This is a genomic window from Methylomonas sp. Kb3 (genome assembly GCF_002834115.1).
Lineage (GTDB): Bacteria > Pseudomonadota > Gammaproteobacteria > Methylococcales > Methylomonadaceae > Methylomonas > Methylomonas defluvii.
Map to the genome: position 1 here is coordinate 34,432 of NZ_PIZT01000018.1, position 11,257 is coordinate 45,688.

Consider the following 11,257-nt stretch of genomic DNA (forward strand, 5'->3'; position numbering starts at 1 on the left):
ATGGCTGGCTTGTATCTAAAGCTTTATTGTTGTTGGTAATAAGGCTGTGGATACTGCTGCTGGTATTGCTGGTTCTGTTGTGGGTAACTCTGTTGCGGATAAGTTTGCTGTGGATACCCCTGTTGCTGTGGGTAACCTTGGTATTGCTGATTCTGCTGAGGGTAACTTTGCTGTTGCGGGTAACCCTGCTGATACGGTTGGTTTTGCTGCGGATAACCTTGCTGCGGGTAGTTCTGCTGCGGATAACCGCCTTGTTGCTGATAAGGCTGGGTTTGCTGTTGCGGGTAGCCTTGCTGCGGTTGTTGCGCAGCACCGGCGTTTTGATTGGCGTTGATCGCCAGTTCCACCCGGCGATTGATTGCCCGATTGGCATCGCTACTGTTCGGTACTTTCGGCGAACTTTCGCCCATGCCCTGCTGGGAGATACGCATCCGGTTCACACCGCGTTGCGCCAAGAAGTTGGCCACGCTGGTAGCCCGTGCTTCAGATAAACGTTGATTGTCGGCATCGGAACCCACGTCATCGGTGTGGCCGGTGACGGAAATCGTCGACTCCGGGTAATTGGTCAACACTCTGGCGATGGGGTCGAGTGCGTGCTGGGCTTCCGGCGTCAAGTCGGCCTTGCCGAACGCAAACGTCACATCACTGGTGCTGGGCATGTTCAAGGTCAGCTGGTTTTGCGCGGTGCGCTGGACTTCAATCCCGGTGCCTTGCAGCGACTGCTGCATCTCTTCTTGTTGTTTGTCCATGTAATAACCGACCCCGGCGCCAACCGCGGCACCGGCTAATGCGCCCAGACCGGCGTTTTTCCAGTCGTTTCCGCCGAATAAAGTACCGGCGCCTGCTCCCACTGCCGCGCCGACACCGGCGCCCTTGCCTAGGTTGCTCATGCTGGACTGGCCGGTATAGGGGTTAGTGGTACAGGCTGTCAACAAGCTGGTACCGATGGCGATAGCAAGTAATTTTTTAGTCATTATTTTTCATCCTGGATGCTGTTCATAAATACGTTGAGTCGGGCGGCGTATAAATTCTATGGGTATTGCCAATAGAAGCCGGTCCCGGACCGCGTGGCGATTAAAACCTTAAAGGCTTAACTCGCACTTAAAATGGATCGGCAGGCGGGGGAATGGTTTCCTGAATGGCTTATTAACCCGGCCCTATTTATCCCGGATATGCCGCGGGCTAAGCGCATCGCAGCCCAAACGAGCGTGCCCTTCGACAGACCAAGCGCGAACGGGATTTAAGGGCGGGGGCAATAAATTGATTCAGCGGCCTGTGGCAGTTGTTTTTGGCTAAGTGACTTTAGAGGCTGTTTCGCTCGCCGTTTTTGCAGCCAACGCACGATGCCGGTGATATATAACACCGGGCAAGCCAAACCCGCCAGCAACACCAGAATCCGCCCCGGCCAACCGAAGGCATGGCCACTATGCAAAGGCCATTGCCAATCGTAAAAGACATCGGCGTTGGAGCTGGTGCCGGAATCGTAGACTTTCAGAATTTCGCCGCTGTATTGATCGACGGCAATATCCCTATAGCCGACGAAGCGGCTTAATTCGTCGACATCGCGCTTCATGACCCTGAACACGTCGGTTCTGTCCTTGGGGCCATTCAGCATCCACAGCCGGCCGGCAGGGTAGCTTTGCTGCACTATTGTTTCCACTTGCGCTAAGCTAATCGTCTGTTGCCCCGCTTTGGGTGGGGCGCTATCAATCGTTTCCGGAATGCCGTTGTACGCATTCGGGCGGGTGATAGTCGAGAACGGCTTGACTAGTACGTCTATTCGCTCCGGCTGCGTCATATAAATACCGGAAAACAATACCGGTATTAACACGATGCCGGAATAGAAACCGACTATTTTATGCAGATCGAAGTTGAATCTGACTGATCCCGAACGGCGCTTGAAGGTCAGCGCCTGCCTAAATTTACCGGTCAACGGCCACCAGACGATTAAGCCAGTCAATACCGATAAAATGGAAAAGGCGCCGAGAATCGAGACGATAGTGGCGCCAGTCTTGCCCAGCAGCAAACACCAATGTAACTGCATGATGAAACTGACCAAAGGCCGGCCCCAATATCGATCTTTCGGATGCCAAAGCTGTAAACCCTTGACTTGCGCGGTATAAGGGTCGACGAAGATATAGTAGCCGTCGCCACTGTTCGTTTTACTGTCGTCCCTGACAAAATACAAAAATTTGTAAGCCACTTCGGCGTTTCGTGGGTAGTACACCTTAAAAAACAGACTATCTGGCGGTTTGGCGTTTTCCGCTGCGGCGACGATGTCGTCTAACGACCGCAAGTGTCGTTGTTCTGCGGCGGGTAAGGAAACGACGGACAACTCAGGGTTCAGTATTTCCTGCATTTCCAGATAAAACACCAGTATGCCGCCGGTCAGACCGACGACCGCCAACAGCAATCCGGCACTCAAACCTAAATAAAGGTGAACAGCCAGCCACCTTTTACGACGGGATTTAAGCTTCGTTAACCGGCTAGCACTGGCATTGGGTGCGGGAGGCTTTGCACTGCAGGACGTTAAATTCTCAAAAGCTGGTTTCATAACGATTTTTAAAAATGACTTCGGCTAAGGAACACAAGACGGTTTTCTGATTAAAAAGCGGTTTCAGCAATAACGTCATCTTGGCTGTAACTGCCGAGATGACGATACTTGACACCGCTCGCGCAACTTTATGGTCAGGAGGCGGTTCGGTCGCAAAGAACGGGAAGGACTACCGCTTTTTGCGACTTACCCGGTCAAAATTCAACCTTGACCGACCCCAAGAACGAACGGGGCGTACCCCAGGTCGCGCGCGTGCCGGACACTAACGCAAAACCGTCGTGGACATATTCCTTATCCAGTAAATTGGTAACATTCAGCTGTAAAGTAACGTTGGTTTTTGCCACTTTGCGGGTATAGCTAGCCAGCAGATCCACGACGCCATAGCCATCGAAGTTGAAATCATGAAAATCGAAGGTCGCCTTCCTGTCGCTTGCCAGTTCCAGGCCAGCACCGATTTTTAAACCACGCAAGTCTGCCTGCTGAAAGTCGTATGTGGTCCAAAAAGTGGCGGTATGATCCGGAATGCCTCTCAATCGGCTGCCGACCGGGATATTATTCGGATTGTTTTCCTTCAACACTTCGGTGTTGGTGTAAGCATAAGTGGCAATGGCATTCCATCCAGGCAGAATTTCCCCTTTGATATCCACTTCGACGCCCCGGCTACGGGCCTCGCCGGTGGCTACGCTAAAATTTATATTGGTTAAATCGGTGGTGGGAATGTTTTGTTTGGTTAAGTCATAGTAGGCGATAGTGCTGGTTAATCTGTCGTCGAAAAATGCGGTTTTAAATCCCACTTCCCACTGTTGCGCGGTCTGCGGCGGTAAAAAGGTATTGCCTTGTCCCATGCCATTGGTTGTGCCGAAATTCTCCACATAATTACCGTAAAGGCTCAGCCATTTTTCCGGTTGCCACAGCACACCCACCTGAGGTGTCACCGCATCGGCTCTTTGTCCGACCTGTTGAGACAACACATTGAATTGCTCGACATTTTGGTAACGAAAGCCGCCCATGACATGAACGTTATAAGGTAGTTTGATTTGATCCTGCAGATAGATGCCGTATAGGTCGGTAACGGTATGAAACGAATTGGCGGCTCGTGTTGTTAAGTTGATAGGCGGATTACCGGTATGGATGGGATTGTAGATGTCGATGGTGCTGGCAACGGTACTGCTGTAGCCGACGGTGTTTTCGTCTTGCAGATAATAATCACCGCCAATCAGCAGCGTGTGTTGCAAGCCCCAGGTGTTGAAATGGCCGGTCAGGTTGGTGGTCGTAAAATAACTTTCGTTGCTGTAAAAATCGCTGGTCACTAAACGCCGGTTCAGCGTGCGCTGGTCGGCTTGTAAGGTAGTGGGTAACAGTGCGGTTCTAGTTCTATCCAATAAGTTGATGCCTAGTTGCTCGCTGATCTCCCAGTTGTCGTTAAATTGGTGTTTCAGATTAAAGCCGACGAATTTATTTTCGACCGGATTCGGGTTAGCTTCCATCAAATTCCGTTCGCGCGGAATTTCCACCAAGCGTGGGTTGATCCAGCTACCGTCGGCACGGGTGCCGTCTATCATTAGGGGTCTGGAATGCAGGTCGTAATCATTGTTTTCGTGGCGGTATTCCATCTCCAACAATGCCGTGGTTCGCGGGCTGATGTTCCATTGCAGCACCGGGGCGACGAATACTTTTTCGTAGTCCACCAGCTCGCGAAACGAGCCGCTGTTTTCATAGGACACATTCATCCGGTACAACAGATCGCGATTTTCAGTCAACGGCCCGGTCGCATCGATGCTGGTACGGTATAAATCGTAAGAACCGAATTGTTGTTGCAGCGCGTAATACGCCGTATCCAGAGGCTTTTTGGTCACGACGTTAACCATACCGCCTGGCTCGACACGCCCATATAACATCGCGGCCGGCCCTTTCAGGACCTCAATGCTTTGCACATTGGCCATGGCTCGCGTGCCGTCCGCGCCACCAAAGGTATCTATCCGGAAACCGTTGCGGAAATAGTTGAAATTAAAAAATCCGCGAATAGTCACTTGATCGCCCAAGCCGCCAGCGCCTTGGCCGGTGGTTACGCCGCTGACGTATTTCACCGCTTGATCGAGTTTGATGGCTTGGCGATCGTCCAATACCGCCTTCGGAATCACCTGCACGTTGAGCGGGGTTTCCATGATTGGCGTATCGGTTTTGGTGGCGAAACTGGTATTGGGTACCGAGTAGTCCTTGTTATAGGGATCGGTGAGATCGTAACTGCGTTGTCCGGAGACGGTGACCGCCGGCAAACTGTTCACGTCTAATGGCTTAATCGATACGGCATTGTCGGCGGTAAAGGTGTAACTCAGACTGGCGCCGCCGACCAGAATCGCTATCGCCTGCTTGGCGCTGTAAGTGCCCTGCAGCGCGGTACTGGTTTTACCGGCTAGGGTTTGCTCCGCGTAGAACAGATGCAGGCCGGTCTGCTGTTTGAGCGTTTCCAGCGCGCTGGACAGGGCTTGCGCCGGAATGTTCAATTGATAGCTTTGTTCCTGAGCCGCGGCAACCAGCGCGGTGCCGGTCAGCAGACCGCCGACTAGCGTCCTAGAAAGTGAATACATTTGCCCTCCCGTGGTGTGTGGTGATTTCACTAACCAGTAAGAGCGGTTTTCGAGGGCGGAGGCGCCACTTTTTTTTCGAGTGGTTAAAAATATTTTCGGTAACGATTTCGCGCGCAGCGTAAATTCAGTTATTTCCGTCAAGCGTAAATCGCCGGCGGTATGCGGGAATGTTGCCATGGCCAGCGCTTGTGCCAAGGAAGCCAAGGGGTTTTGTGACGAACCGACTTCCGGCCTGGGCTCGCAAGCGTCATATGTGTTTTCCAACTTGCTGTTGAACCTGACCATCTCTCGGTCAGCGTTCGAATTCGATCAGTCGCTCGTTTTTTCGAACCGCCTTGATCGGCAGCGCGGCGCCGATGGCATTTAGGGCAAGGTTTAAGTCGTCGGTGGGAAAGTCGCCGCTGACTTTAAGGTTTTGCAATTGCGGGTCGGCGACGCGGAGTTCGATGTCGTGATAGCGGCTTAGTTGTGCCAGAACCTCGGCCAGCGCGGTCTTTTTAAATACCAGCATGCCTTCCCGCCAAGCGGCGACAGTAGTGGCGTCGAAACTGGCCGGCGCGGACGCCAGGCCGCGCGCATCGTATTTAATTTGCTGGCCAGCCAACAGATTTTGCGGGTCGGGCCGCCGCTCCGTGGCAATGGCGACTTCGCCTTCCAGGACGCTGACCGTGGCGGAGTTATTCAGCATGCACACGTTGAAGCGGGTGCCGATATCGTGGATTTTGCCGTGGCCGGCAACGACGTCGAAGGGTTTGGTTTCATCGTGCGCCACGCTGAATAAGGCTTCGCCACGATCCAACACCGCTTCGCGGCCGCGCCAGCCGTAGCGGACTCGCACCTGGCTGTTGCTGTTGAGTTCTATCGTCGAGCCATCGCGGAGCGCGATGTGTTGCCGTTGGCCTTTTAGTGTCGAGTAACAGTCGGTGTTTATCCAGTCCCAGGCTAGAGGAATGCCTATTGCCGCAATCAGTAACGAGGCGGCTATCGACAGCCGTAGGCCGCGGCGTGCCCGGCGGCGCGCCATTTGCGCGCGGCGTAAACCGTCCCTTGCTGCCATCAGCCGCGGGTCGGGTTGTACGTCGGCGCCGCTAAATTCCCGCCAAATCGCTTCGGCGTTTTGATAGCTCTGGCGATGGCGAGGGCTTAACGCCAGCCAATCCTGAAACGCCCGGCGTTCGCTAGCCGAACAATCGGGCGCGCTCAGTCTGACCACCCAATGACTGGCTTGTTCGTGCAACGACGGTGAAATTGGCGGGGTGATTCGGTTCATGGTGTTAGTGTATCGTATCCACAACCGGCTACGCTGGCCGGCGGAGAATTTGGCGGTATTAATCGATGTCCTGGCTGACGGATTTGCTACAGTGGGCCAAGGCCTTGATGCAATAGCGCTCGACGGTGCGCGGCGGGATCGCGAAAGCCTTGGCGATTTCGGGATAGGTCAGACCGTCGACGCGGTGTAACAGAAACACGGTACGAACAATTTCCGGCAGGCTGTCTAGCGCTTGCATGCAAATTCGCAGGCGTTCCCGGCTTTCGGCGACGGCATCGGGTTGCGGCATCGGGCAGGCTACAGCGTCCGTTTCCGATTCTTCGTCGTTGACGAAAGGGACGATTTGCTCGCGTCTGTGTAGATCGCCGCTGAGGTTGGCGGTAATGCGATACAGGTAGGCGCGGTGATTGTCGATGGCGTCGGTGTCGCCGTGCTGCAAGAGCCTGAGATAAGCATCCTGAACCAGATCCTCGGCATGTTGGCGGCCGGCCCGTTGTTCGGCGAACACCAGCAGCTCCTTGTTGTGTCGTTGGAACAGAAAGTCCAATAGGCGAATATGGCGATTGGGCATGTCGGCGTGAAGTTCAATGGTGCGCAATGGCAAGCCGAAATCGTGCCCGATTTGCGGGCGATGCGATTATTCAAGAGCTTAAGCGGTTTGACGAGCTTGAGCATACGGCCGATTTAATTGAACTGTGTTATATGCCAACGGCAAGCATCGGGAAATCGCCGACATTTCAAGCCGAAGGGCGTATCCGCCGCCAATGTTTCGGCGGCGGTGATTTAGCAGCGGACTTTATCGGGATTTTTCTGGGCCTGAATAAGGCTATTTTTGCCCATCCCCTCGAAAAGGTAAAAATTAGCAATATCTAATAAGCCGGCATGCACATGGCTTTATTTTCCACCATGTTATCTGGCATATAATCCACTCCCGCTATTACCCATTTCAACACGAGCCCTTACGTTTGCACGAGAACGCAAGCGGCAGTCAGTCTATTGACAAACGTAGCCTATCGGCTACACTTAATCCATGATCGATATAAAGAAAACCGATGTTTATGCCCAATGGCTGGACAATCTTCGCGACATTCGTGCTCGCGCACGAGTTTTGGCCAGGGTCGAACGTCTGGCTGCCGGCAATCCGGGTGACGTGAAGTCCATCGGCGAAGGTGTATCTGAAATGCGCATCGACTATGGCCCCGGCTATCGAGTGTATTTCACGCGGCGCGGCAACGAAATCGTCATTTTATTGGCCGGTGGCGATAAAAGCACGCAGACTGCCGATATCAAAACCGCTCAAGAACTTGCTCGTAACCTGTAGGACAACGCAATGACAAAAATTATTATCAGCCGCTACGATGTGGCGGAGCACTTGAGAACCACCGAAGAAATGGCGGCCTATCTGGATGCCTGCATTGAAGAAGCCGACGGCGATGCGGCCTTCATAGCCAAAGCGCTTGGCGATATTGCCCGCGCGCGTGGCATGTCGCAGATTGCCAAAGAGACCGGACTTTCCCGCGAAAGCCTGTATCGATCCCTGGACGGCGAGCATATCCCTAGTTTCGATACGATTCTCAAGGTAACAAAGGCACTAGGCATTCATCTGCATGCCGACCCGGCCTGATAAATTCAGCGGTACGAAAACGTACGTTAGCGGCTAATTTAATTCGCTTGCATGCTTTCTTAAGCAAACTGACGGACAACACCCGGCCTCTCGTCGTCTGACGAGAGTGGCTCTACCAATAATCCGGTTTAATGGCCGATTTTCTCTTGGCTAGCCTTTTCTTTTAATCTTCCCTCGGTTGTCTGCTGGGGAAGATTAAGCTAATTCAAGGTCTTATTTAAGTGGACCTACCCCCATGCTATCTAGATATTGATTGTATTCATTCTTCCTTTGTTGTAAATCCTGCATGCGCTGATGCCGATCTTCGTATTCACGTCTTGCTGCTTCATTGCGCTGCTTAATAACTTGATCGCCAGGCAAATCAAACTCGAATGTTATAAATTGCGAATGAGGGTTTGGTAGTTTTACCCATTTTCGCATGGCTTCCTCAATGGCTGGCTTGAATAAATCTGGGTTCACATTATCGAAACGACGACCATATTCAAATTTCATTAATTTACCGGAATTTGTTTTGCCATCTGGTTTATATTCATATGTGTCGTTATCAACTATATAATGCACAGTACCTTCCATGTGACTATTCTTTGCGTTTTCTGGATATTTTGGAATAGCTAATCCGCTTTCAGTATCACATAGACAGTCCGGTGTGATATGTATTGTGTATTCAACATCATAGCCACCACCACCTGCTGGTTTTTCAATATAACGACAGTATTTTTCATTTGCGGCCAATGCTTTTTGACAGGATTCCTCTCTCGTTTTTTCTGCTTTCACCTTCTCTACTTCTGCGTTACTTTGCGCCAGAAGTTCCTTGCTTTGTTCATCACCTTGATCGGCGGATTTCTGCGCCCACTCTTTCGCTAAGGTTAGATTTTTCTCAACCCCATTTCCATTGAGATACGCATGCGCCAAACCACGCTGCGCCATTTTTTCACCTTGGTTGGCGGATAGTGTGAGTAAATCCACCGCCTTTTTGAAATCAACTGGCATGCCAGTGCCGTGGTAATACATAAAAGCCAACCAGAATTGTCCTTCTTTATTCCCTACAGCTGTTAATTTCTTGAATATATCCGCAGCCTTTTCATAATCTTTTGGAACGCCTTTACCCATAAGGTATGACAAGCCGAGATAATACTCTGCTGACGCACTACCATTTTGTGCGGCTTTTTTAAACCACTCAAATGCAACTTCGTCATCCACTTCTACACCAATACCATTAGAGTAAATATTACCCAAATACTCTTGTGAGTCCCTGTCGCCCTTCTCTGCTGCTTTCTTGAACCATTCAACGGCGTCTGGATATTTTTTGTAATTAAAATAAGCTTTACCAAGTACACGTTGCGCTTCTACATTGTCTTGTTCAGCTGCTGCTGTCAAAAGGGATATTGCTTTGTCTGGATTTTGTTCTACACCATCCCCTTTAAAATACATTTGACCCATAAATTCCTGGCCACATGAATTTCCCTGGTTGCTGGATTTCTCGCCCCATACAATAGCCTGTGCAACATTTTTTTCAATATCCTTACCAAAATAATATGCCTCTGCTAGCCTACATTGAGCATTGGCATCTCCATTTTCTGCTAATTGAGCGTCCTCAACTACCGTTGATGAATGTGCATAACTAGACACAAATAAGACAAAAAAACAATATTTTTACTTTTTGTATACATAAAATAAATGTTTTATTCAAAAATAATATGATAATCTTAATGCATTTCTAATGGTTTGTATTATACGTGGCGCATTTATTTGCTATGTCATTAATTAACTGGCTTCCAACTCCGTATGAAGATTGTATATTAATACTCCATCCAATAACAATAAACTCTCTACATTTGTCAGGTTCTTTGCAATTAATGTTTAAATTCCAAACAATAGAGTCATACGTTGCGCAATTGTTATTTATTTCAGATATTTTTATTTCCTTTAAGTTTTTATCAAATAAAGAAATAAATGCATTAATAACAGACCTTCCATTTAACAAAATTATTTTAATATTTTTGTTACAAACCTGCTCCTTGAAAAACCATGACTCATTTTCAAGAAGATTTTTCTTTTCATATGCGCTAAGCTTTGACCAATTTTTGTTTGTTGCGCTTTGCACTAAATCAAGGTGACAAGCTGTCCCATCATAATAGGAAACATCAAAGCTATTAAGAATTGGGTTGAATTTGTCAAACCATGATTTGTAAGGGTTTTTATGGAAATATTGCAAGCATCCACATTCAATAATCTGCAACTGGTGAGGTAGAGCATGTTGGATATCAGATATTCTCAAAGTTTTGTTAGTCTCTAAACGGTTATTTGGTCCCAACAATAATAATCGTTTTGAATCAAGAAATTCGCGATGACTTGGATTTAAGCCAACAGTAGCAACGGATGCGCAATAATAGTCACCAAAACCAAGAACCGGTGTCGAATCTTTTACGATCAGAGACGTATTTAAATTTTGTTTTTTTAGCCGAGTTAACAAATATTGTCTCATTTGTAAAATACTTATTCCGGTGTAAGTATTCACTTCCCCGCCTTGTAAAAGTGGAATTGATGGGGATTTATTCAATAAAATCTCCCATAACCACCTCTTTTTCTAAGAGGGGGACTGAACGGATACATTACGGTTTATCTAGCTGTGATGCAATTGAATCTAAAATTTCAGGAACACTAGAATATGATGATCTTGAATTTGGGCATGTTCCTTTTACTGCATTCAACATTTTACTGACACCTAATGCACCAGCCATTTCCTTCTGGCTTTGTGTTCGTAGACAGGTATCAATTTAGTTAGCTGCGCACGATGCGTCTTCATAACCAACTCTTATAGCATGTTTAACACAAGTAACTATCAATTCATTTTGTTCAGCTAATGCCGTAGTAGAGAAAAATCCAAATAATATTATGATATTTTTGATATAAAATAGCTTATTGTATAATGACTTCATCTTAATTTAACCTGAGTTCTGGATAAATAAACGCAGGCGGATGCTTTGTGTTTGGTACAAGATTTTTTCCTAAAACAAATGACCATAGAATAAAAAGCATCCATGGGCAGCTTAACATAAACATGCCACCTAACAGGCTGTTGAAATTTACCGATATACCTTCGGTTTCGGCGCCATTTCTCGAAGCGCCGGGTGGTCTGGAAGCCTGATTAGGCCTTAAAAACCGGTTTTGGCCGGTTATATTCGCCCCTAAGGGGGTTAAATTCCGCCTTTTGGCGGATT

11 protein-coding genes are annotated in these 11,257 nt (G+C 49.0%); 3 read left to right on the forward strand and 8 right to left on the reverse strand.

The window, feature by feature from the left end:
* Nucleotides 1-23 precede the first annotated feature (23 nt).
* From CWO84_RS12800 to CWO84_RS12820, 5 genes are all read right to left on the reverse strand, one after another.
* Nucleotides 24-974, reverse strand: coding sequence for an OmpA family protein (locus CWO84_RS12800; RefSeq protein ID WP_033156497.1), 951 nt, complete (start codon nt 972-974; stop codon nt 24-26).
* 266 nt (nt 975-1,240) lie between these two features.
* Nucleotides 1,241-2,554, reverse strand: a complete 1,314-nt coding sequence (locus CWO84_RS12805) for a PepSY-associated TM helix domain-containing protein (protein WP_205800376.1) — start codon at nt 2,552-2,554, stop codon at nt 1,241-1,243.
* 194 nt (nt 2,555-2,748) lie between these two features.
* Nucleotides 2,749-5,142, reverse strand: a complete 2,394-nt coding sequence (locus CWO84_RS12810) for a TonB-dependent receptor (RefSeq protein ID WP_165786315.1) — start codon at nt 5,140-5,142, stop codon at nt 2,749-2,751.
* 292 nt (nt 5,143-5,434) lie between these two features.
* Nucleotides 5,435-6,412 (reverse strand): FecR family protein, encoded by a 978-nt coding sequence (locus CWO84_RS12815; RefSeq protein WP_101053037.1) that lies wholly within the window; start codon nt 6,410-6,412, stop codon nt 5,435-5,437.
* Nucleotides 6,413-6,470: 58 nt separating this feature from the next.
* Nucleotides 6,471-6,983: an RNA polymerase sigma factor gene (locus tag CWO84_RS12820; protein WP_033156720.1), complete on the reverse strand. Its 513-nt coding sequence runs from the start codon at nt 6,981-6,983 to the stop codon at nt 6,471-6,473.
* A gap of 26 nt (nt 6,984-7,009) precedes the next feature.
* Between CWO84_RS12820 and CWO84_RS12825 the strand changes: the two genes are divergently transcribed.
* From CWO84_RS12825 to CWO84_RS12835, 3 genes are all read left to right on the forward strand, one after another.
* A complete protein-coding gene (locus CWO84_RS12825) occupies nt 7,010-7,285 on the forward strand; it encodes a hypothetical protein (RefSeq protein WP_033156496.1) in 276 nt (91 codons plus the stop codon).
* A gap of 157 nt (nt 7,286-7,442) precedes the next feature.
* Nucleotides 7,443-7,733, forward strand: a complete 291-nt coding sequence (locus CWO84_RS12830) for a type II toxin-antitoxin system RelE/ParE family toxin (protein ID WP_033156495.1) — start codon at nt 7,443-7,445, stop codon at nt 7,731-7,733.
* 9 nt (nt 7,734-7,742) lie between these two features.
* Nucleotides 7,743-8,036, forward strand: coding sequence for an addiction module antidote protein (locus CWO84_RS12835; RefSeq protein WP_033156494.1), 294 nt, complete (start codon nt 7,743-7,745; stop codon nt 8,034-8,036).
* Nucleotides 8,037-8,249: 213 nt separating this feature from the next.
* Here the strand turns inward: CWO84_RS12835 and CWO84_RS12840 are convergent, their stop codons facing one another.
* From CWO84_RS12840 to CWO84_RS24640, 3 genes are all read right to left on the reverse strand, one after another.
* Nucleotides 8,250-9,665 carry a tetratricopeptide repeat protein gene (locus tag CWO84_RS12840; protein WP_051669935.1) on the reverse strand — a complete coding sequence of 472 codons (1,416 nt, stop codon included), beginning with the start codon at nt 9,663-9,665 and terminating at the stop codon, nt 8,250-8,252.
* A gap of 88 nt (nt 9,666-9,753) precedes the next feature.
* Nucleotides 9,754-10,596: a hypothetical protein gene (locus tag CWO84_RS24180; RefSeq protein ID WP_133120674.1), complete on the reverse strand. Its 843-nt coding sequence runs from the start codon at nt 10,594-10,596 to the stop codon at nt 9,754-9,756.
* Nucleotides 10,597-10,976: 380 nt separating this feature from the next.
* On the reverse strand, nt 10,977-11,257 hold a 281-nt coding region (locus tag CWO84_RS24640; RefSeq protein WP_205800377.1), incomplete at its 5' end, for a hypothetical protein.